The sequence below is a fragment of the Gillisia sp. JM1 genome, assembly GCF_000424645.1.
Classification (GTDB): domain Bacteria; phylum Bacteroidota; class Bacteroidia; order Flavobacteriales; family Flavobacteriaceae; genus Gillisia.
The window spans coordinates 200,547-223,165 of the sequence record NZ_AUKH01000007.1; the positions used below are offsets into that span (position 1 = coordinate 200,547).

Genomic DNA, 22,619 nt, shown 5'->3' on the forward strand with positions numbered 1-22,619 from the left:
GCCTATTTTTTAACTTCAACTTTAGAAAGCTTTGCATAGACACAGGTGAAGCCTTCGAATTCCAAAAACTCCAAGTTATAATCGGAATTCTTTCCTTTAAAATAAACCTTACCGGTAGTTCTTTTATCGTCGAAATCAAAATCAGCAATATTGATGTGTTGTAAAAACCCAAGACCAGATTGTGAATACAATTTGTAGATAGATTCTTTAGCGCCCCAAACTATCGTCAATTTTCTTATAATCGCTTCTTCATTAGCCAAAGTATGATATTCTTTTAGGGGAGTAAACTTTTCTGCAATCTTTAAGATCTTATCCCTTTGCTTTTCTATATCTATTCCCACCTCATCTTCAGAAATAATGATCGCTGTGAAGTTGAAGGAATGTGTAATGGAGATACATTTACCATCTTTAAGATGAGGTTTTCCCTTTTCGTCATAAAAAAGATCATGATCTGTATAACCCATTTCGGCAAATAAATGCCTAATACTCATGAACCCACGTTTATGGATTTCAGATTTCATTCCGTTCACCCGTTCTTGGCAGTGATTGGTTAATTGAATATCATCAACAAGCCAATCCAGCGTTTCTTCGATCTTCCAAATGAGCACTTTAGTGCCTTCATCAACTGTTATTGTTTTGTAAAGTGGCATGAAATTTTGTTAGATATTACGTACTTTTGCGACTGAAAAATTGCTAAAAATCAAATATAATAATATGTCTACTAAAACAGTGCCTTATACGGCCTATAAAGTTAAAGATATTTCCCTTGCAGATTGGGGAAGAAAAGAAATAGAATTAGCTGAAGCAGAAATGCCTGGTTTAATGTCTCTTCGCGAAGAATTTGGAACAGAGCAACCTTTAAAAGGGGCACGCATCGCCGGATGTTTACACATGACTATCCAAACGGCGGTTTTAATAGAAACCCTTAAGGCTTTAGGAGCTGAAGTTACTTGGAGTTCTTGTAATATATTTTCTACTCAAGATCAGGCCGCAGCAGCTATTGCAGCTACGGGTGTTCCTGTATATGCTTGGAAAGGGATGAATGAAGAAGAATTTAACTGGTGTATAGAGCAAACTTTATTCTTTGGAGAAGATCGTAAACCACTTAACATGATCCTAGATGATGGGGGAGATCTTACCAATATGGTTTTAGATAAATATCCTGAATTAGCTGAAGGAGTTAAAGGTCTTTCTGAAGAAACCACGACTGGTGTGCACAGATTGTATGAGCGAGTAAAGAACGGAACACTTCCAATGCCTGCGATTAACATTAACGATTCTGTTACAAAATCTAAATTCGATAATAAATACGGATGTAGAGAAAGTGCTGTAGATGCTATACGTAGAGCTACAGATATTATGCTAGCTGGGAAAAGAGTAATAGTTTGTGGATATGGTGATGTTGGAAAAGGGACAGCAGCTTCCTTTAAAGGAGCTGGTTCTATTGTAACAGTTACAGAGATCGATCCTATTTGTGCTTTACAAGCTGCAATGGATGGGTTTGAAGTTAAAAAACTGGAAACCGTACTTCCAACAGCAGATATAGTTATTACCACTACAGGAAATAAAGATATCGTTAGGGGTGAGCATTTTAAAATGATGAAAGACAAAACTATCGTTTGTAATATTGGTCACTTTGATAATGAAATCGCTGTTTCCTGGTTAAACGAGAACTTTGGTGACACTAAAGATACTATTAAGCCTCAGGTAGATAAATATACCATAAACGGAAAAGATATTATTTTACTAGCTGAAGGTAGATTAGTAAATCTTGGTTGTGCAACTGGACACCCAAGTTTTGTAATGAGTAATTCATTTACCAACCAGACTTTAGCACAAATAGAGCTTTGGAAAAATGCTGACAGCTACGAAAATGAAGTTTATATGCTTCCTAAGCACTTAGATGAAAAGGTAGCTAAACTGCATTTGGAAAAAATTGGAGTAGAGCTAACAGAGCTTTCTACTGATCAGGCAGAATATATTGGAGTAACTGTAGAAGGACCATTTAAACCTGAGTATTACAGATACTAATGCCATTGGCATATTAATAAAAAGACCCCTTTCTATTTCTAGTAAGGGGTCTTTTTATTTTACGCCTTTTGAAGGCAAGTCTGATGCTAAAGGATACTTACTCCTTCTAATATTTTTTTAGCCCTTATTAAATCTTCTTCTATTACTTGTACCCTCATCCCGGTAATTCCAAGACCTCCAATGCCAGCCGCACTGTTCACAAATTCATCAGGGATTCTGTATTGAATTTTCTCTTGGTCGAATAAATTTTTGACAATGGCTATCTGGAAATTATTTGGTGTATTCAGGATTGTTATAAAATTCATGACTTATACATTTAGCTTCAAATAAAAGTACAAAAAAAGCCCTTTCTGTTTCCAGAAAGGGCTTTTTAATAACTATAAAAGATCAATTATGCTTCAAACGGTTCAATAGAAACGTAAGATTTGTTATCTCTCTTTTTTGTGAATTTTACGAGACCGTCTACTCTAGCGTGTAAAGTATGGTCTTTTCCTCCATACACATTATCACCTGGATTGTGTGTATAGCCTCTTTGTCTAACGATGATATTTCCAGCAGTTGCGGCTTGACCTCCAAAAATCTTAACGCCTAAACGTTTTGATTCGGATTCTCTACCATTCTTGGAACTACCAACACCTTTTTTGTGAGCCATGGCTTATAGTTTTTCTAGTTAGTATTTTATTATTTATTCTTAAGCAATTCTTTAGCTTGCTTTACCCATTCATCAGATTCGATCTTCTCACGAGTAATACCATCGATAGCAGAAAGTTCTTCTCTATCGGCAGCTTTTAACTTGCTAATTTGCTCATAAGTATAAACACCTATTTCGTTTAATTTAGTTTCGTAAGCAGGTCCAATTCCGTTGATCTCTTTCAAGTCATCAGCATCAGATTTAGCAGCAGTACCAATACTGTGAAGAAGTTTATCTACATTGATTTCAATGTTTCCTTCTACGCGGTGTTCAGCACGGGTTACTAAATTTTCACTTACTTCAACTTCCTTTTTTGCTTTTGCCTTAGTATCAGCTTTTGGAGCTTCTTTCTTTGGTTCAGCTTTAGCAGAAGAAGATTTCTTACCACCTGGAAGTGTAATTCCAACAATAGAAATTTCAGTCAAGGATTGACGGTGACCATTTTTTACACGGTATCCTTTTCTTCTTTTCTTTTTAAAGACAATAACTTTGTCTCCTTTAACGTGTCTGGTGATTTTAGCATCTACCAAAGCTCCGTCTATAGCTGGGGCGCCTAAAGTAATATTGTCACCATCGCCTGAAAGAAGAACTTTGTCAAAAGAAACTTTGTCTCCTTCTTCTCCCGATAAACGGTTTACAAATACTTTTTGGTCTTTTGCAACTTTAAATTGCTGCCCTGCTATCTCTACAATTGCGTACATAGCGTATTTATTAATTAATTATTTTAAATAAACCACCTGTGAAATTTCACAAGCGGGTGCAAATATACTTCTAAATAATTAATTCACAAAGTCTTTGGTTAATTTCATAAAGTGTGCTTTTTTGCATCTTTAGTGTTCCAAGAATCTTTAAAAAGCTGCATAAATGACAAGGTAAGTACAAAGCTAGTGGCAAAACCCATTATTGCAACAACAAATAAAATGATCCCGACACTTGTGTTGTAATCGCTTCGCCACATGGTAAGTAGCTCGTTAAAAAAATTAGGATTCAATTCTGTAGAATAAATTCCGAATAAAATAGTGAAAATTATGGTTGCGTTAAAACCGGTAAGAAGCCCAGTCATAAAACCTTTTTCATATTTAAATTTAGACCCTTTCTCTAGCCTATAATTCTTAATGGCCTCATACATTCCGAAAGCCATAATCACCCCATTAAACAAGCTAAAAACAGGATTATTATGCGCTCCAAATAGAGAAAGCACTAAAAAATAAGCAATTAGTGAAGCAGAAATTGCTATTCCGTATTTAATAGGGATTTTAAATTTGTTCATCTTCAATTCTTTTTTTTAAAGGTAAAGTTCCAAAAAAACAAGGAGTATTCTCCCTAAAACCTTGTTAATTTTAACAATTATTTATGCATTTCTATTAATCTTGACCTAACCTGCTATGTTTTATGGATTCTTCTGTAACAAATGAGCGATTTATGATACTTATATTGCACATTAATAAAAACCATTAAAAAAATGATCAACAAAATTAAATTATCAGCCTGTGCGCTGCTTCTGGGAGCAACCGGATTTGCACAAGAAGTTGAGTTTACAGAATACGATCTAGATAACGGCCTACACGTTGTCCTGCATCAAGATAAGACCGCACCTGTGGTTACAACTTCAGTAATGTACCATGTGGGTGGAAAAGACCAACAAAATGGCAAAACAGGATTTGCCCATTTCTTTGAACACCTATTATTTGAAGGAACCGAAAATATTCCAAATGGAAAATGGTTTGAAATTGTAAGTAGTAATGGAGGAAGCAACAATGCAAACACCTCTAATGATAGAACTTATTATTACGAAGTTTTTCCATCAAACAACCTGGAGTTAGGACTTTGGATGGAATCTGAAAGAATGATGCACCCTATTATCAAACAAAAAGGAGTTGATACGCAAAATGAAGTTGTAAAAGAAGAAAGAAGATTACGTGTAGATAATTCACCTTATGGAAACTTATTACAGGCAGTTTCGTCAAATTTATTTGTGAACCATCCTTATAAAGATCCAAATATTGGCTATATGGAAGACCTAGATGCTTCAACTTTGGAAGAGTTTAAGCAATATTTTGATAAGTATTATGTTCCAAATAATGCTGTTTTAGTAGTTGCTGGAGATATAGATATTTCCAAAACAAAAAAAATGATCGAAGATTATTTTGGGCCAATTCCTAAAGGAGAAGCTGTGACTAGAGATTTTCCAAAAGAAGATCCTATTACCCAGCAAATTAATGCTACAGCTTATGATGCCAACATTCAGTTACCGGCAACAGTGCTAGGTTATAGAACACCTGCTTTTACTGAAAAAGATTCGTATGTTTTAAATATGATTTCTAATTATTTAAGTGATGGTAATAGTTCTAAACTTTACAAAAAATTAGTTGATGAGCAGAAACAAGCACTTGCAGTTCAAGCTTTCAATTTAGAACAAGAAGACTATGGAATGTATTTAGTATTTGCAATTCCACAAGGAGAAACTACTCTTGAAACCTTAAACACTGAAATGGAAGAAGAAATTGCGAAAATTAGAATTGATTTAATTTCAGAAAAAGATTTTCAAAAACTTCAGAATAAAGCTGAGAACAATTATGTAAACTCTAATTCTAGTGTAGCTGGAATAGCAAACTCTTTAGCTTCTAGTTATTTATTATATGGTAACACGGATTTAATAAACGAAGAAATTAATATTTATAGATCTATTACTAGAGAGGATATTAAAAGAGTTGCCAACGAATATTTAAATCCCAACCAAAGAGTGGTTTTAGAATATTTACCTAAAGCCGAAGAAGCAAAACAATAAAATTAATAAAACGATTAATATGAAAAATAATATAATAGCTTTTGCAGCCTTATTGTTTCTTTCTTTTAGTGTGACTGCACAGATAGATAGAAGTAAGCAACCAAAAGCAGGGCCTGCCCCAAAAATAAACATAGAAGAACCTGATAGCTTTACTTTAGACAATGGTCTGAAAGTAATGGTGGTTGAAAATCACAAACTTCCAAGAGTATCTATGTCTTTAAGTTTAGACAATCCACCAATATTTGAAGATGAAAAAGCTGGAGTTTCTAGTTTAACAGGACAACTACTTGGAACTGGTACTCAAAATATGTCTAAAGACGATTTCAACGAACGTGTAGATTATTTGGGAGCTCGCCTTAATTTTTATTCTAGTGGAGCTAGTGCCAATACGCTATCAAAATACTTTCCAGAAGTTTTAAAACTAATGGCAGATGGAGCACTAAATCCAAAATTTACTGAAGCGGAATTTACCAAGGTAAAAGATCGTGAAATTGAAGGTTTAAAATCTCAAGAGAAAAATGTAGCTTATAATGCGGGTAGAGTAAGATCTGCTTTAGCATATGGGAAAAATCATCCTTATGGAGAATTTGCTACAGAAACAACTGTAGAGAAATTAACTTTAACAGATGCACAGTCTTTTTACAAAACTTATTTCGTTCCTCAAAATGCATATTTAGTTATTGTTGGAGATGTAGATTATGATAATGTAAAAAAAATGGTAAAAGAAAATTTTTCTAATTGGAAAAAGAGCGAATTGCCAGAATATAAAATGCCAGCAGTTACCAATCTAGATCAAACTGAAATTCAGTTCGTTGATATGGCTAACGCTGTACAGAGTGAAATTTCTTTAGTAAACACCATAAATCTAAAACAAAAAGATAAAGATTATTTTCCTGTTTTAGTTGCTAATAAAATTCTTGGTGGCGGTGGAGAGGCTCGTTTGTTTCTAAATTTGAGAGAAGACAAAGGTTATACATACGGAGCATATTCAAGAACTGGTAACGATAAATATGGTGCTGCTACATTTGTTGCAAGTGCTAGTGTTAGGAATGCAGTAACAGATAGTTCTGTTGTTGCTTTTTTAGATGAAATTTACAAAATCAGAAACGAAAAGGTTTCAGACAAAGAGCTAGCTAATGCAAAAGCTAAGTATACAGGAGATTTCGTATTATCTTTGGAACAGCCTGCTACTATTGCAAGATTGGCTTTAGATGTAGAAACTGAAGATCTTGATGACAACTTTTATGAAGATTATTTAAAAAACATTAATGCAGTAACTGCAGAAGATGTACAACGAGTTGCTAAGAAATATTTCCTTGCAGATAATTCCAGAATTGTAGTTGTTGGTAAAGGAAGTGATGTTGTAGAAAATTTAGAAAAAATAAAGTATAACGGAAAGAAAATTCCAGTAGTTTATTTTGATAAAGAAGGAAATAAAGTAGATAAGCCAGAATTCAATAAAACTGTAGACGCTTCAGTTAATGCTGAAACTATTTTCAACAATTATATCAAAGCGATTGGCGGAAAAGAAGCGGTATCTAAAGCAGAGAGTGTTATGATGGTAGCTCAAGCAGAAATTCAAGGTCAAAAATTAGATCTTGAGGTAAAGACTGCCAATGGAAAGTCTTCTCAAAAAATTGCTATGGGCGGGAATGTTCTAAGTAAGCAAGTATACAACGGCGAAACTGGATTTACAGTTGCACAAGGTCAAAAAATGGCTTTCACAGATAAGCAGTTAGTGGCAGCAAAAGCAGACGCTAATCCATTTCCAGAATTAACCATCAAAGATGCAAAAGTAATGGGTATTGAGCTGGTAGATGGTAAAGATGCTTATGCTGTAGCATTATCAGCAGACAAAACTGCATACTATGATGTAGAAAGCGGATTGAAAGTGAAGTCAGTAAGTAAAGTGTCTCAAGGAGATCAAACTATGGAAGTTCCTGTTACTTTCAGTGATTACCAGGAAGTGAACGGAATTAAATTTCCATTTACAGTATCTCAGTCAATGGGACCTCAAACATTCGAATTTAAGGTGTCTGCCATTAAAGTGAATGAAGGAGTATCTGATGAGGATTTTATGGAATAATCTTTTTATTAATGTTGAAAGAGCCGGCCATTATTGGTCGGCTTTTTTGTTTTTAGCATATAGATTCTTCGATCTATTTACCAGAAAAACACCCAATAAAATGATTAGCATAGAAATTACTTGAAATACACTAAACACTTCTCCATCCAGAAAACCCCAGCCTAGAGCCACTAGCGGAATGGTATAGGTAACAGAAGTCGAAAAGACAGGATCGGAGATCTGTATAAGTTTATTAAAAATTACCATTGCAATTCCAGTTCCTATAACTCCTAAAATAAGCACGTAAATAATGGAGTTAAATACAATTTCGTCATTCAGGATGTTTTCAAAAGAAAATCCTGTTAGAACCAACACAACAAAAGATGGAAAAAGCAACACTAAAAAATTCCCAGCAGTAATTCCCAATGCAGAAATATCGTGCATATATCTCTTAATAATATTCACATTAAAAGCATAGCAGGCGGCTGCTATTATAACTAAACCTGAGTAGAGATAATTCTGATCTGGATTTACTTGCGCACCGCTAAATATCAAACCTAGAGTTCCTATTAAACCAATAGTTACTCCCAATACTTTATTTTGAGTAAATGCCATTTTAAAGAATAACACTCCAAAAATTAAGGTCATCAATGGTGTAGTTGCATTTAAAATAGATGCAACTGCGCTATCGATTTCGGTTTCTGCATAAGCAAAAAGATATACTGGAAAGAAAGAACCTATAAAAGCAGAAACAGAGATCCATTTCCATTGCGCCATAGTAAGCTTACTAATGCTTTTAAACCCAATCAGGATTAAAAACAAAGACGCAAAAATTATCCTGAACGATCCTAGCTGCAAAGCACTAAGACCAATAAGCCCTTTTTTAATAAGAATAAAGGAGCTTCCCCATACCAGGGATAATAAGATCAGATAGATCCATTTAAGGTTTTTAGACGGCATTTGTTAAGGAATAAATTATAATTATAGCTCGCGAAAGTACTATAAAAACCATCTAGGTGAGAAGGGAAAATAAGAAAAGGCCTGAAACGTGAGAAATCCACATTTCAGGCCTTTTAAAGAATATTAATTAAGTTTTACTGATTCTCGGTAAGTGGAATAGGGAATTGAGTGAACACATCATCCCCGGGCCTGTCGATAGGTAATGTGTTTAGGATATCGAACCTTCTTGCATCTATCCATCTGTGACCTTCACCATAAAGCTCATATCTTCTCTGCTTAAGCATCTCTGTAGTTAGAGCGGCCTGAGTCAAAGCACCTGAATAATCTGGGAGCGATGCAGAATTTCTAATTACATTTAAAGCTTCTACCGATTCAGAAGGGTTTATTGAAATATTTGCTTCAGCATAAAGCAAGATTAATTCAGCATTTCTAATTATTGGAATATCATCTGTTCGGGAAGTGTATACGAAGAAATCATAATCTCCCGAAAGTCCATCAAAAGTGATCGTTTCATCCCTAAGTCGTGTTTTCTCATCAATTCTAGTATCGCCTGCTTCGGCGTCAGCAATAAATCCAGGCTGAACAATTCTCACACCTGCGGCTGAGGCATTTTCAGGAAAAAATACCGGATTTGCTAAATCTGTTTGATCTTCAGAAAAAACATAATAAATTCCAGTATCAAGATCACCGGAGAGATCCAGAAATGAGCTTTCCAGAAAATTAAGGACTGCAGGGTAATCCCCTTGGTAAGCCGCTACTCTGGCAGACAAGCCTTTGTTCACTTGGAGAAATTTAGCAGGCGTATTAAAATCTGCAAAACCTGTTGTCATTTTGAAAGGAAAGGAGTTTCCTCCTGAAACAAGATCTGTTGCGGCCTCCTCCATCAAGTTTCTAATTGCCGTTAAACCTTCAGTGTAAGAAACAAAAGGGCCTAAATTATTGGGATCATCAACATCAACGCGAATACCATTCTCGTAGGTCAGGTTCAAATTCAGCAAAAGTTCATAAGCCTTTATGGTTTTAAGAAAACCTCTTGTAGCACTTAATTCTTCTGGTGAAAAGTCTGCAGTAGAATTTTCTAAAGCATTAAGAATTATGTTTGCATTTTTTACTGTTCTATATCTGGCCGCCCAAGGGGTAGTGATATAAAAAGTGTTATTGTCAAGAACTGCGTTTTCTCTTCCTAAAAGATCTGCGGTAAGACGGGGATCTGAACTTGAGAAACGGTAAAATTCCCGGCCTATAACTCCTACATCATCATAGTAATTCCCTAAACCTTCTCTCATAGAATAAAATACTCCCCCTACAAGATCCTGAAGGTCTCCACGGCCTAGATCTTCTACCAAAGCATCCACTTCAGGACCATTCAAATCGGAAAACTCTTCTACCTCACAAGAGACAGTAAAAATTCCGATGGCCATTAAAACAAATAGTTTATTTATAATTTTCATACTGATCTTTTTAGAAGTTAAATTCTGCTTTAAATAAATAACGTTTGGATGAAGGGAAAGGAGTTACTTCAACTGCGTTGAAGATAGCACTTCCTCCAAAATTTGATACTTCAGGGTCATAACTGTTGTAATCAAATATGTTCACAAGATTTGTCCCAGAGAATCCTAATCTTATTCTCTCAAAAGTTCCGTTAAGCAATCTGTCTGAAAGGGAGGATGGTATATTGTAATACAATCCAAGCTCTCTTAATCTTACATATCCGGCATCTTCAATGAAAACCCGGGCCGAAGAACCAAGTTGACTAACCCTGTAGGGACCGTTACCTAATTGTCCTTCCGGATCCAGATCTACAGTATCAAAATCGTGGCTGGTTCCACTAAGATCTGTCAATAACGCTGTTAAGTTTACGTTATCTCCACCTTTTTTCCACTGCCATAAAAACGAAAGTTCAAAATCCTTATATCTTAAGAAGTTGTTGAAAGCCATTTGAAAGTCTGGCTCAGAATCTCCAAATACCTGAAGGCCGTTAGCACCTGCATTAGGTCCAATACCTACCAGTTGAGTAGCACTTTTTCCTTCTTCAATTCTAAAAGTTCCCAATGTTGCACCAAATGCACCAATGTTAAAAGCAGGTACGTCAAGCTTGGTGATCTCAGATTCATTTTTGAAGAAATTGATTCCCAAATCCCAGTTGAAATTACGACTTCTAGCAAGGATGGCATTAATGCCAATTTCTATTCCTCTATTCTCAAGACTACCTCCATTCACAAATTGATTTCCAAATCCTGAAGATGGTTCTTTAACAGAAAGAAGAATTAGATCATCAACTGTTTTCTTATAATAAGTAATCGAGCCGGTAAACCTGTTAGAGAACATCCCAAAATCAATTCCTGTTTCAAATTCTTTTTGTCTTTCAAATTTAAGATCTGGATTTCCCAAAACTCCTCTTAAACTAATTCCTTTTAAAGTACCATCAATTCCTACGTTTGTATAGCTGTCATAAGAAGTAAATAAACCAGCAGGTGGAGGGAAATTACCTGCTTCCCCATAAGCAGCTCTTAGTTTAAATTGACCTAAAAAAGATTCGTCATTCCAGAAATCGAACTCGTTCAAATTAACTGCAACTGAAGCTTTCGGATAGTAAAAAAGTTCATTAGCATCTCCGTTATTTGAAGATTTATCGCCTCTCAAACCAATTGTTGCAATTATCTTATCCTGATAATTCACCTCTTCCTGAACAAAGAAACCAGCATCTTCCTGCCTTACCCTTGTTTGTTCAACACCAGTGTTGGTAGCCTGATCTACGTTGGTTTCAGAAGCAACAAGATCTGTAGCTGCCAAAAGATATCGGTTTTGATCAAAAGATTCTCTTGTCAAACCTGCCTGAGTTCTGAAATTGATATTACTATCAGTAAAATAATTATGTACTAAGAATGCTGATACATTGTAGTTCTTGTTGGTAGCAGTTCCTTGCACAGACACTCCGTTTAATCCTCCGTTATCCGGATTTTGAAACTGAAGTTCTTTTGGAAAAAAAGCATAGGTGTTATAACCGTAATAATCTATTCCTCCTCTTAATATAAGCTCAAGGCCAGATTTTTCAGCTTTATATATATCTATATTTGCGTATCCTCCGGTAATCAACCTATCTACCTTTTCTTGGTTTACTACAAGGTCTCTGGTTTGCAAAATGTTTGATGCTCCTAAAGGGTTATCTGGATAGTTTCCATTTTCATCAGGAAATAATTGTAACCACGGCACTGTACCTGTTAGAGCAACTCCTATAGATGTTCCAGTATTGTCATTGTTAAAGTATCCCCTGTCTGAAGTAGAATTTATGTAATTGGTACTAAAGCCAAACTTGATAAAATCGTTTGCCCTGTGATCTATGTTCAATCTAAATGAAATCTTATCATAACCGGTATTGGCGACAATTCCGTCTTCTTTATTTTGTGTAACACTGGCAAAGAACCTGGTATCTTCGCTTCCCCCACTGGCGTTAAAATTTGTGATACTAATAAGACCTTGATCTCCAAAAAGTTCCTTTTCGTAGTCAATAAGCCTATTTTGGTCACGTGCCTCAATAAAATCCTGAACAGCTGCTTCTCCAAAACTTTCTCTCACCCTCTCCTCATTATAGTCTCTTACACCTAAAAGGTTAATAACTTCTGTCCATCCTAAACTTTGAGAAAAATTGTACCTAGTCTTTCCAGCAGAACCACGCTTGGTTGTAATAATAACAACCCCCGCAGCAGCCCTACTACCATAAATTGCAGCTGTAGATGCTCCTTTTAAGATCTCAATATTGGCAATATCTTCAGGATTAATATCTGCGATCCTGTTAGATGGGTTATCCTGGTTAGATGAACTTCCCTGTCCTGCAGCAGCAGAAACAATATTTAAACCTGCCGGGATTGAAGAGTTATCTATATAAACACCATCCACGATGTACAAAGGCTGGGTATTTCCTTGCAAAGAAGTAGCACCTCTTAATTTAACCGAAAGTCCTCCTCCCGGTGCTCCAGAATTAGCACTAACTATAGCTCCCGGAAATTTACCGTAAAGGGCTCCATCTAAGGTGGGAGGTGCAGTTGTTCCAACCAATTCCTTGGCGCTAATAGAAGAAACTGCGTTAGCCGAGTTAGATCTTTTAATAGATGTTGCAAGACCAGTAACCACTACCTCATCTAAGGCGGCGGCAGCTTGTACAAAACTTACGTTTATTGGTGAATTTTGAGTAACTTCTCGCTCTTGGGTTTCAAAACCTATATACGAGAAAACTAGGGTTGTAGGCAAAGATTCAACAGATAATGAAAAATTACCGTCTAAATCACTAGTCGTTCCATTTGAAGTTCCTTTTTGAATTACATTCACAAAAGGTACAACTTCCCCTGTCGACTCATTAATTGTTTTACCTGTTAAAGTTTCTTGGGCGAATAGCAATGCAGGAAAAATAAACAGTAAAAGCATCATTTTGATGCCAGTTAGTTGGATGTGCCTCATAATTTTGGTTTTTTCAATTAGCAATCACCAAATTAAGTAAAAAACCAAAGGCCTCGACTAAAAGTTAATTATTGTTTAATAATAACGGAAGAAATGTTAATATTTAAAAAAACGCACACTATTTCGTGAGAATTATCTCCATTTAAGAGATTCCATAAGCCTCTTAATGTCAGATTTAATGTAGGATGCCGCTGGCATTATAGAATCAAAATTAGGTTTTTGATTGAAATAGAGGGAGCCTGTTAAAAAGTGCTTAACACTGTCTGTAACATAAAATTGTGCTTGAGATGCAGCATCTCCATCAATTGAGTAAAACATTCCGTAAGTTTTATGCTCTGGATTCACATAAACATCTCCTTCTATATAGTCTGCCTTAATAGTATGCTGCAGGGGTAATTTTTGAGAATCCATTAAAAGAGAATCCAAATTGTTGTGCACTTCCTGATATGTAATAAAAATAGAGGCATTCAATTTTGGGTAATTCAGATTGATCCAACACGGCCTAGAACCTTTAGGTTTTACAATCTTCGCAATAGAATTATACTCAAAGCTATATGGGCAACTTAGGTTGGTTTCAACATATTCTGCAGTAGGAAATTCTAAGTCTAAAAAAGCCTTCTGCTTAGGAAGCACCTCGTCTTTACAAGAAATAGAAACAGCGATAATTAATAATATGATACTTATTTTTTTCATCTTGAAAATGGTGAAAACTAATTTAAGGTATAAAAGCTTAAAGCTCTAGACTATTCTTCTGAAGATGTTTCTGACATAATACTTAATTTGATCTGCTTTATTCTTTTATCATCTATTACTTCTACTGTAAAGAGATAATTCTGAAAAGAGATCTTTTCATTCTTCTTCGGGAAACCTCCCGATGTTTCGAGTAAAAAGCCTGCAAGGGTATCTGATTCTCCTTTGTTTTCTTCAAAATTCGAGGAGTCTTCTAGCTTTATAATCTTATAAAAATCCTTTAAAGGAGTCTTTCCTTCAAATATAAAATTAGACTCATCCAGCTTGGAGAAAACCAAATCTTCATCATCAAATTCATCGCTTATATCACCTACAATTTCTTCAATTATATCCTCTAAAGAGACCAAACCACTGGTTCCACCGTATTCATCTACAACAATTGCCAAATGAATTTTCTTATCCTTGAATTCATTTAAGAGATCATCTAATTTTTTATTTTCAGGAATAAAATACGGCTCTCGTAAAAGAGAAGTCCATTCAAAGTCCTTTCTATCTAAAAATGGTAATAGATCTTTAACATATAGAATTCCGCTTACTTGGTCTATGTTTTCCTTATAAACCGGAATTCTGGAAAACCCATTTTCAACTATTTCCGGAATTATCTCTTTATAGGTTTGATTTTCTTTTAATGCAAAAATATCCATTCTAGGGCGCATAACCTGCTTGGTGTCCGTATTCCCAAAGGAAACAATCCCTCTTAAAATCTTTTGTTCTTCATGTGTGGTGTCCTCATCCCTCGTCATTTCTAGTGCCTGGGAGAGATGATCTACACTTAAAAACCCTTTTTGTTTGCCTAACTTATCGTGAATATAAATGGTGACAGCCCTCATAGGAGTGCTAAGTGGAGATATTAAAAAATCCAATACATTTAATGGAATAGCCATTAGATTACTGAATTTCACATTGTTTCTGCTTGCGTAAACCTTTGGCAGGATCTCTCCAAAAAGAAGGATAAGAAAGGTCACGATACCAACTTCTATCAAAAATTTAAAATTGATACCAAAGACAACAGCATTCAAATTCCCGAAAAACTCATCTGTAAAAGAATCAAAAAGAAGAACAATTGCAATGTTTATGGTATTATTTGCAACTAATATAGTAGCTAATAACTTTTTTGGCTTCTCTAAAAGCTTGACAACTATTTTTTGAGCATTTGTTCTTTTTCCGCTATCACTAAGGAAGTCTGCAGGAGTTAGAGAGAAAAACGCAACTTCTGCACCAGAGATTAGCGCAGAGCAGATTAATAATACAATTAGCATTACAAGGCTTAAAACCTGTGAAAACTCTAGTGATATAAATGATAAAATTAAACTGGGAGGATCTGGATCCAAATGCTTATGTTTTAGTTAGACTTAGAAAGGCAAATCGTCTTCTTCCTCATTGCCTGTATTTTGATTGGCAAAAGTATCATTTTTAGTATTGGAAACTGGTTTTGCTGAAGCAGTATTTTGAGCAGCATTTCCTGAAGTTTCACTTTTAGGTGTTAGAAAGGTAAAATCTGTACATTGAATTTCAACCGAGTATCTTTCAATCCCTTTATCATCTGTCCATTTTCTGCTTTTCAATCTGCCTTCTACGTAAACCTTGTCTCCTTTTTTAAGATATTTCTCACAGATTTCCGCAGCCTTATTTCTCACAACTATATTGTGCCATTCGGTATTCTCTACTCGTTGCCCAGAAGATTTGTTTGTGTAAACTTCATTGGTAGCTAAAGGGAAACGTCCAATTGCTCCGCCTCCTTCAAAATAATGCATTTTTACATCGTCTCCTGTATGCCCTATTAGCATTACCTTATTAAGTGTACCCGTCATTATATTTTATTTAAATATTTAGCTAATTATATAATTTAAAAATAAAGAAATTTATTCAGTATCCCCTCTTATTAACCTCAATATTACCACCAACAAAAATATTAGAAGCTAAATTTAATATTCACTTAGTTCAAATTCGCTGATAAAATTGGCAATTAAAACCGGAACAGGGTATTCTTGGATTTTAGATAAGGGAATTGCATTGGTATTTAATTCAGCAATCTCTACAATCCAAAATCTGGTGTATATATGCTGATGCGACAATTTATGTATAATAGGTGTGTCATTATACAAACTTATTTTTGCATCATGTTCTCCTCCCTTGGGGAAAAGATTAGGTTCTGCCAACAAGGCTTCGGCATTTATTAAAGATGTGGACTCCAATAAAGGAAATTGATACAATCCTTCCCAGATTCCTTTCCCTATCCTTTGCTCTAAAATAGTTTCATTTTCTTCTGAAAGGAAAACCAAATAATTAAAATACCGTTTTTTTACCTTGGCTTTTTTCAGCTTAAAAGGAAGCCTAGCTATCTTATTATTTTTTAAAGCCAAACAGCTATTGGAAAGCGGACAACTTTCACATAAAGGGTTCTGGGGCCTACATTGCAAAGCACCAAACTCCATGATCGCTTGATTATATGTAGCGGGATCCTCCTTATCCATCAGCTCGGTTGCCAAAGCCTTAAACTCTTTTTGACCTGCACTACTATTAATAGGTGTCTCAATATCAAAATATCGAGCCAAAACCCTATATACATTTCCATCCACCACAGGAGCAGCTTCATTATAACAAATAGAAGCCACTGCACTTGCTGTATAATCACCAATTCCCTTTAATTTCAATAAATCCTTGTAATTATCTGGAAATTTACCATCTAATTCATAAGCCACAACCTTTGAAGTTTCATGTAAATTTCTGGCCCGAGAATAATAGCCCAAACCCTGCCACAGTTTAAGAACTTCGTCTTGTGAGGCATTTGCAAGATCAAAAACAGTTGGAAAAGCGGTTGTAAAACTCAAATAATAGGGCAAACCTTGCTCTATTCTAGTTTGCTGAAGCATGATTTCACTTAACCAAATACGATAGGGATCACTGGTTTTTCTCCAAGGCAAATCTCTTTTATTACCTAAGTACCAATTAATCAATATTTTATGAAAAATCATGAATGTCATTGTTTGCCTGCAATAATAATTCTTTATTTGGTTACTATTTAATGAATTAGGATTGAAATATTGGAGATTTAATTCTTATATTTGCCCCCTTGAAAATTAAGAACCCCAATTATAATTTTAAATAGTACGAAAATGACGAAAGCAGATATCGTAGCGAAGATTTCCGAAAAGTTAGGAATGGAAAAAGGTGATGTACAAGCTACTGTTGAAACATTTATGGAAGAAGTGAAGACTTCTTTAGAAAGCGGAGACAATGTTTACTTAAGAGGATTTGGAAGTTTTGTTATTAAAACAAGAGCTGAAAAAACCGGAAGAAACATCTCTAAAAATACTACAATTAAAATCCCTGCACACAATATCCCTGCATTTAAACCTGCTCGTATTTTTGTAGATGGTGTTAAGACTAATGTTGAAGTAAAAGAATAATTCCTGTAATAGGGAGTTTGAAAGTATATAATTATTAATTTAAAAAAAGTACACTATGCCAAGTGGTAAAAAAAGAAAAAGACATAAGGTAGCTACTCACAAGCGTAAAAAGAGAAGTAGAGCTAACCGCCATAAGAAAAAGTAGTGTTCTCACTACTTTTTTTAGTAAAAAACGTTCTTTGAAATTGAAGCCGAATTTGAATACCCTTTAAATTCCGGTTTCTTCAGGCTTAAAAACCCTGTGAAAATTTATTGTTTAATCCATCCCGATTTCCGGGATAAAAATCTAAAAGAGTGGACAAAGAATTGATTATTAGATCAGGTTCCTCTGCTATAGATTTTGCCTTAATTAAAGATGGAAAACTAGTCGAATTAAACAAAGAAGAAGACGATAGCAACTTTGCTGTAGGTGATATTTTTATCGCCAAGATCAGGAAAGCTGTTCCAGGATTAAATGCCGCATTTGTAAATGTTGGCTATACAAAAGATGGTTTTTTACACTATCATGATCTTGGTCCTCAAGTCCTCACTTTGTTGAAATTCGTAAAACGTGTAAGCACAGGTAAATTAAAAGATTATTCTTTACAGAATTTAACTTTTGAAAATGATATTGATAAAGACGGCAGTGTAGCTGAAGTCTTAAAATCAAATCAGTCGTTACTGGTTCAAGTAATGAAAGAACCAATCTCCACAAAAGGCCCCAGAATAAGCTCAGAGCTTTCTCTCCCGGGTCGTTATATTGTGTTGGTGCCTTTTTCCAATAGAGTTTCAGTTTCTCAAAAAATTGAAAGCAAAGAAGAAAAAGACCGCCTAAAAAGATTGGTAAAAAGCATTAAGCCTAAAGGCTTTGGTGTAATTGTTAGAACCGTAGCAGAAGGCAAAAAAGTAGCAGAGCTAGACAGAGATCTCCAAAATTTAATGAGTCGCTGGACAGCAATGTGTAAAAAACTATATAAAGCACCTCATCCATCCAAGGTATTGGGAGAGTTAAATAGAGCGTCCTCAATTTTGAGAGATGTCTTTAACGACACTTTCTCCTCTATTGCGGTAGATGAAGAAGAGCTTTATACACAGCTAAAAGATTATGTGGCAGAAATTGCCCCAAATAAAGAATCTATAGTAAAGCTGTACCAGTCCAATGTTCCAATTTTTGAAAAATTCGGTATCGAAAGACAAATAAAAACTTCCTTTGGTCGCACCGTATCGATGAGCAAAGGAGCTTACCTGATTATTGAGCACACAGAAGCTATGCACGTTATAGACGTGAATAGTGGAAACCGTTCCAATAAAGCTAAAAACCAGGAAGAGACCGCCTTAGAAGTGAACCTTATAAGCGCCACAGAAATAGCCCGACAATTACGATTACGTGATATGGGTGGAATTATTGTGGTTGACTTTATAGACATGAATAAGGCCGAAAACAGAAAAGCACTATTTGATCATTTACGCGAAGAAATGAGCGATGATCGTGCTAAACACAAAATATTACCCCCAAGTAAATTTGGGTTAATACAAATTACAAGACAACGCGTTAGGCCGGAAACTAATATCAAGACCCGTGAAGAGAATCCGAACGGAATAGGAGAGATTGAGGCTCCTATTATAGTTATTGATAAGATTAAAACCGACCTGGAAAGGCTGATCAAAAAGAATCACAAAAAGATCACCTTAAGTGCGCACCCATTTATTGCAGCCTTTTTAACAAGAGGCTTTCCATCGCCCCGCTCCCAATGGTTTTTTGACCATAAGCGCTGGGTAAAAATTTTACCAAGAGACGCTTACACGTACATGGAATATCACTTTCACGACAAAAACGGGGAAGTTTTAGACTAAAATTTTAAACCGCTATTCATTTATTTGAGTAGCGGTTTTTTTTGTTTTAGTATGTTTTGTGAGTAAGTCTCATTAACTTCATAACAAGCGATAAAAGGTCCTTGTTACTTTACAATATCCAGTTCACTAATAAGAACTTCCTTCTTTTTAGTAATCTTAATATCTAAGCTTTACTTTAATCACTTTGTCTCAATACAGCCAATTAAAAAGCCAGAAATCTCTTTCCGGCTTTAGCTTAATTTCCTTTTTCTGCTTCCTGCTCCCAACCTTCCGGACGTTTCCATCTTACCGGCGGGGCAGGCTCTTGCTTCAAATCTACAGGTGTTTCTTCCAGGAGTCTTAATGCTTCCTGAACAGAACGCTCAAGCTGTGGATCTCTTCCCGCAATAACATCTGCCGGAGTCATATTTACCTCAATATCGGGGGCTACCCCTTCTCCTTCTATAGCCCAGTTCCCTTCAACATCAAAGAATCCTCCGCGCGGTGCTACCATTCTTCCTCCATCTACAAAAGCAGGGGTGTCCCAGGTGCCAACAAGTCCGCCCCAGGTACGAGTACCTACGAGGGGTCCTATTTCCATCTCTCTAAATAAGTAAGGTAATAGATCTCCTCCAGATCCTGCTCTTTCGTTAATGATCATCACCTTTGGGCCCCAAATTCCAGCCATAGGGGTTGTAAAAGGCTTATTTCCCTCCACCCTACTATTAAAATATCCATGAAGTTCCCTTGCGAGTACGTCAACAATATAATCTGCTGCAGAACCTCCCCCGTTGTTTCTTTCATCTATTATAGCTCCCTGCTTATCCTGCTGGGCAAAGTAATATCTGTTAAAATATTGATAGCCTTGTTGCCCTGTATTAGGGACATACACGTATGCCAGTTTCCCATTGGACATTTCATCAACTTTCCTTCTGTTTCCCTCGATCCAGGCAAAACTCCTTAGTTGATATTCATTTTCAACAGGAACAACCGTGATCAATCTTGCTCCATCTTTCGAAGGTTTATCATTCACTAATATATAAGTTTGCCTTCCTGCTGTCCCTTCAAAATAAGTATAAAGATTTTTGGAAGCTGTAACTTCTTCTCCATTTACCTCCAAAAGAAAATCCCCTTCGTTAACGTTCAGCCCTGAAAGACTTAATGGGGCCTTCACTTCCGGATTCCAGCTTTCACCATTATAAATCCTGCTGAAATAATATCTGTTTGATCTCACAGCGTAATCTGCCCCAAGCAATCCTACAGCGACTTCATTGATATCCGGAAAATCTCCGCCTGAAGTATATGAATGCCCAACAGCTACTTCACCTCCCAATATGTCTACCAGATAATTAAGATCTGATCTATGACGTACGTGCTCTACCCATGGCGTATACCATTCCAGGATTTTATCCCAAGGGGCACCGTGAATATTGTCTACATATAAAAAATCTCTTTGATACCGCCATCCTTCTCTAAAGATCTGCTTCCATTCTTCTATAGGATCAATTTTTAATCTCAGATTGGAAACCACCAGTTTATTATCTTCAGCATTCGGAGCTCCATTAGCGGTGGGGACAATTCCCCAGTTACTGCCGTTGCGATAGAGCATATTCTTACGGTCATGGGAAACAGAAGCCTCATTTACTTTAGGAAGAAATGGGATAGATTTTCGCTCTTCCAGGCTGTACCGACTCATTGAGAATTCAGACTCGTTTGGGATATCTTCCATATAGAATACATAGCCCTCCGGCCCTGATAATAAATTGGTATAACTTTTATCTGGAACACCCAGTACTTCAATTCGGTTTTCCAATCCGTCAAAATCGATTTTTACCTGGGCCACATTCTTTTCAGGTTCCTTTTTACCTAAAGATTTCTTTTTCTCTTCCTTAGCTTTGTTTTCCTCCTCTTCCTTTTGCTCCTTCTCATCAAAAAGTCTGGGCATAAGGGGAGATGGAGTGTCTTTTGAAAGTACCATCATATACAAACTTCTGGTTACAGGTCTTTCATAACTTGTCATATCCAACCAGCCGGTATTGAGCCCGTAATTTGTAGTAGCAAGAAAGTAAAGATACTTCCCACTTGCATCCCATACCGGCGAAATTGCATCGGCCATGGAATTGGTTAATTGATGGTTTTTACCGGTTTCAACATTATGCACTTTTACCGCCTTGAACATATTATCCATAATGCGTACATATGCTATCCATTGGCTATCTGGAGACCAAACCGGGTTAAGAGAACGATTTGGATGAGCATAACCTTCTACGTCGGCTTTGGTGATCTTTTCGCTCTCTACATCCATATACCACAGGTTGTAATCTGTATCTGTAAAAGCGATATACTTCCCATTTGGCGACCATTCCGGTTTAAAGAAAAAGGTTGGGTCCGGTATCTTTACACTACGGATATCTCCTAATCCTTCCTGGTTCCCAATCATAAGCTGATATTCTCCCGAAGCATCAGAAAACCAGGCTATTTTAGATCCATCAGGAGACCATACAGGAAATCGATCTGCCGCCCCGGATGAGTTGGTAATGTTTCTCCAGTTCCCTTCTTCTTTTGAAACAGTAAAGATCTCTCCTCGGTATTCAAATAGGGCTCGCTGCCCCGTTGGACTTAAGGACGAATTGGAAAGTTTGGTGGTTTCCACATCTTCCCATCTTGGCCTGGCCCAATTGAAATCACCGTTCACATTTATTTCAAGCTGTTTACTCTTTCCGTTGGAAGGGTCTAGCAAATGAAGATATCCTCCCTGCTCATAAACGATCATCCCGCCACCTGCGTCAAGGCTTTTAGCATCAAATTGCTTGTGAAAAGTTATCTGTTCAACATCTTCGGTATCAGGGTCATAAGACCAGATATTGTTAGCAAAATCCCTTTCTGATAAAAAGAATATTTTACCGTTAAGCCAAACAGGATCGGTATGTCTCTCATTATCTGTTTGTAAAGTCTGTTTGAGTGAATAATCTTTTAAATTCAGGATCCATATTGGTTGCGCCTGTCCGCCACGATAGTTACGCCATTCAGGATCCCAAAAGGAGATAGGAGTATAGGCAAGAAAATTACCATCTTTGGACAATTCTCCGTTGGCCGCTCTTGGAACTTTTAGAGCTACTGGCATGCCCCCATTCGTAGCGATAGTATATAATTTAGAAGCTGCAGTTGGATATCCTTCCCTTCCGGAAGAAAACAAAACCGACTGTCCATCTGGTGTCCAGCCGGTAACTTCATCGTTTCCCGGATGCCAGGTAAGCCTCTTTGGCTGTCCACCTTCAGCAGGAATAATATAAACATCTACATTTCCATCATACTCCCCGGTAAAAGCTATCCATTTTCCATCCGGAGAAAAGTGCGGATTGGTTTCAGCTCCTTCATTTGAAGTGAGACGACGTGCATTACCAAGCTTGGTATCTCCCAGTCGTCGGTCAACAACCCAGAGATCATTGGCATGAACAAAAGCAATATGTTGATCGCTAATGGTTGGCTGGCGTAACAACCTGGTGCCCTGGGCATTTGTCTGTACAGGGTAAAATCCCAAAAAAGAACAAAAAAACAATAAAGAGCCTATTTTTGATATCATAGAAAGAATAGCTTAAATAATAAATTAATAAGTAGTAATATAAGGAATAAATCTTGTGGAAATATTTACAAAAT

18 protein-coding genes are annotated in these 22,619 nt (G+C 36.3%); 5 read left to right on the forward strand and 13 right to left on the reverse strand.

Annotated features, from left to right (window positions below):
• Positions 1–2: 2 nt before the first annotated feature.
• Complete coding sequence (locus tag H033_RS0100900; RefSeq protein ID WP_026836637.1) at positions 3–650, reverse strand: 4'-phosphopantetheinyl transferase family protein; 648 nt, start codon at positions 648–650, stop codon at positions 3–5.
• A gap of 64 nt (positions 651–714) precedes the next feature.
• On the opposite strand from H033_RS0100900, the gene ahcY reads away from it, so the two are divergent.
• Positions 715–2,031, forward strand: coding sequence for an adenosylhomocysteinase (gene ahcY, locus H033_RS0100905; RefSeq protein WP_026836638.1), 1,317 nt, complete (start codon positions 715–717; stop codon positions 2,029–2,031).
• An 86-nt stretch (positions 2,032–2,117) separates the two neighbouring features.
• Here the strand turns inward: ahcY and H033_RS0100910 are convergent, their stop codons facing one another.
• The 4 genes from H033_RS0100910 to H033_RS0100925 form a co-directional block, all read right to left on the reverse strand.
• Positions 2,118–2,336 (reverse strand): DUF2007 domain-containing protein, encoded by a 219-nt coding sequence (locus H033_RS0100910; RefSeq protein WP_026836639.1) that lies wholly within the window; start codon positions 2,334–2,336, stop codon positions 2,118–2,120.
• An 86-nt stretch (positions 2,337–2,422) separates the two neighbouring features.
• A complete protein-coding gene (gene rpmA, locus H033_RS0100915) occupies positions 2,423–2,683 on the reverse strand; it encodes a 50S ribosomal protein L27 (protein WP_026836640.1) in 261 nt (86 codons plus the stop codon).
• Positions 2,684–2,712: 29 nt separating this feature from the next.
• Positions 2,713–3,423 carry a 50S ribosomal protein L21 gene (rplU, locus tag H033_RS0100920; RefSeq protein WP_026836641.1) on the reverse strand — a complete coding sequence of 237 codons (711 nt, stop codon included), beginning with the start codon at positions 3,421–3,423 and terminating at the stop codon, positions 2,713–2,715.
• Between the two features lie 104 nt (positions 3,424–3,527).
• The gene (locus tag H033_RS0100925) at positions 3,528–3,992 is read right to left on the reverse strand and encodes a DUF4199 domain-containing protein (protein WP_026836642.1); all 465 of its coding nucleotides are present in this window, start codon (positions 3,990–3,992) and stop codon (positions 3,528–3,530) included.
• Positions 3,993–4,184: 192 nt separating this feature from the next.
• On the opposite strand from H033_RS0100925, the gene H033_RS0100930 reads away from it, so the two are divergent.
• Both H033_RS0100930 and H033_RS0100935 read left to right on the forward strand, forming a co-directional pair.
• Complete coding sequence (locus H033_RS0100930; protein WP_026836643.1) at positions 4,185–5,510, forward strand: M16 family metallopeptidase; 1,326 nt, start codon at positions 4,185–4,187, stop codon at positions 5,508–5,510.
• Between the two features lie 19 nt (positions 5,511–5,529).
• The gene (locus tag H033_RS0100935) at positions 5,530–7,596 is read left to right on the forward strand and encodes a M16 family metallopeptidase (protein ID WP_026836644.1); all 2,067 of its coding nucleotides are present in this window, start codon (positions 5,530–5,532) and stop codon (positions 7,594–7,596) included.
• A gap of 30 nt (positions 7,597–7,626) precedes the next feature.
• On the opposite strand, the gene H033_RS0100940 is transcribed toward H033_RS0100935, so the two are convergent.
• From H033_RS0100940 to mutY, 7 genes are all read right to left on the reverse strand, one after another.
• On the reverse strand, positions 7,627–8,535 hold the full coding sequence (locus H033_RS0100940) for a DMT family transporter (RefSeq protein WP_026836645.1): 909 nt from the start codon (positions 8,533–8,535) through the stop codon (positions 7,627–7,629).
• 134 nt (positions 8,536–8,669) lie between these two features.
• Positions 8,670–9,986, reverse strand: coding sequence for a RagB/SusD family nutrient uptake outer membrane protein (locus H033_RS0100945; protein WP_026836646.1), 1,317 nt, complete (start codon positions 9,984–9,986; stop codon positions 8,670–8,672).
• Between the two features lie 10 nt (positions 9,987–9,996).
• Positions 9,997–12,990 carry a SusC/RagA family TonB-linked outer membrane protein gene (locus tag H033_RS0100950; RefSeq protein WP_026836647.1) on the reverse strand — a complete coding sequence of 998 codons (2,994 nt, stop codon included), beginning with the start codon at positions 12,988–12,990 and terminating at the stop codon, positions 9,997–9,999.
• 132 nt (positions 12,991–13,122) lie between these two features.
• Positions 13,123–13,683 (reverse strand): gliding motility lipoprotein GldD, encoded by a 561-nt coding sequence (gene gldD, locus H033_RS0100955; protein WP_026836648.1) that lies wholly within the window; start codon positions 13,681–13,683, stop codon positions 13,123–13,125.
• Positions 13,684–13,733: 50 nt separating this feature from the next.
• Positions 13,734–15,071 carry a gliding motility-associated protein GldE gene (locus tag H033_RS0100960; RefSeq protein ID WP_026836649.1) on the reverse strand — a complete coding sequence of 446 codons (1,338 nt, stop codon included), beginning with the start codon at positions 15,069–15,071 and terminating at the stop codon, positions 13,734–13,736.
• A gap of 21 nt (positions 15,072–15,092) precedes the next feature.
• Positions 15,093–15,551, reverse strand: a complete 459-nt coding sequence (locus tag H033_RS0100965) for a single-stranded DNA-binding protein (RefSeq protein WP_026836650.1) — start codon at positions 15,549–15,551, stop codon at positions 15,093–15,095.
• 114 nt (positions 15,552–15,665) lie between these two features.
• The gene (gene mutY, locus H033_RS0100970; protein WP_026836651.1) at positions 15,666–16,715 is read right to left on the reverse strand and encodes an A/G-specific adenine glycosylase; all 1,050 of its coding nucleotides are present in this window, start codon (positions 16,713–16,715) and stop codon (positions 15,666–15,668) included.
• A gap of 123 nt (positions 16,716–16,838) precedes the next feature.
• Between mutY and H033_RS0100975 the strand changes: the two genes are divergently transcribed.
• Entirely contained in the window at positions 16,839–17,150 is a 312-nt protein-coding gene (locus H033_RS0100975; RefSeq protein WP_262489267.1) for an HU family DNA-binding protein, read from the forward strand.
• A gap of 294 nt (positions 17,151–17,444) precedes the next feature.
• Complete coding sequence (locus tag H033_RS0100980; RefSeq protein WP_026836653.1) at positions 17,445–18,983, forward strand: Rne/Rng family ribonuclease; 1,539 nt, start codon at positions 17,445–17,447, stop codon at positions 18,981–18,983.
• Positions 18,984–19,218: 235 nt separating this feature from the next.
• Here H033_RS0100980 and H033_RS0100985 read toward each other — a convergent pair whose 3' ends face one another.
• Positions 19,219–22,545, reverse strand: coding sequence for a S41 family peptidase (locus H033_RS0100985; RefSeq protein ID WP_026836654.1), 3,327 nt, complete (start codon positions 22,543–22,545; stop codon positions 19,219–19,221).
• Positions 22,546–22,619 lie beyond the last annotated feature (74 nt).

Coding starts and splice junctions, on each gene's coding strand:
- H033_RS0100910 (WP_026836639.1), bottom strand. CDS start 2,336: ATGAATTTTATAACAATCCTGAATACACCAAATAATTTCCAGATAGCC.
- H033_RS0100925 (WP_026836642.1), bottom strand. CDS start 3,992: ATGAACAAATTTAAAATCCCTATTAAATACGGAATAGCAATTTCTGCT.
- H033_RS0100950 (WP_026836647.1), bottom strand. CDS start 12,990: ATGAGGCACATCCAACTAACTGGCATCAAAATGATGCTTTTACTGTTT.
- H033_RS0100900 (WP_026836637.1), bottom strand. CDS start 650: ATGCCACTTTACAAAACAATAACAGTTGATGAAGGCACTAAAGTGCTC.
- H033_RS0100945 (WP_026836646.1), bottom strand. CDS start 9,986: ATGAAAATTATAAATAAACTATTTGTTTTAATGGCCATCGGAATTTTT.
- ahcY (WP_026836638.1), top strand. CDS start 715: ATGTCTACTAAAACAGTGCCTTATACGGCCTATAAAGTTAAAGATATT.
- H033_RS0100985 (WP_026836654.1), bottom strand. CDS start 22,545: ATGATATCAAAAATAGGCTCTTTATTGTTTTTTTGTTCTTTTTTGGGA.
- H033_RS0100935 (WP_026836644.1), top strand. CDS start 5,530: ATGAAAAATAATATAATAGCTTTTGCAGCCTTATTGTTTCTTTCTTTT.
- rpmA (WP_026836640.1), bottom strand. CDS start 2,683: ATGGCTCACAAAAAAGGTGTTGGTAGTTCCAAGAATGGTAGAGAATCC.
- gldD (WP_026836648.1), bottom strand. CDS start 13,683: ATGAAAAAAATAAGTATCATATTATTAATTATCGCTGTTTCTATTTCT.
- H033_RS0100965 (WP_026836650.1), bottom strand. CDS start 15,551: ATGACGGGTACACTTAATAAGGTAATGCTAATAGGGCATACAGGAGAC.
- H033_RS0100940 (WP_026836645.1), bottom strand. CDS start 8,535: ATGCCGTCTAAAAACCTTAAATGGATCTATCTGATCTTATTATCCCTG.
- H033_RS0100930 (WP_026836643.1), top strand. CDS start 4,185: ATGATCAACAAAATTAAATTATCAGCCTGTGCGCTGCTTCTGGGAGCA.
- mutY (WP_026836651.1), bottom strand. CDS start 16,715: ATGATTTTTCATAAAATATTGATTAATTGGTACTTAGGTAATAAAAGA.
- rplU (WP_026836641.1), bottom strand. CDS start 3,423: ATGTACGCAATTGTAGAGATAGCAGGGCAGCAATTTAAAGTTGCAAAA.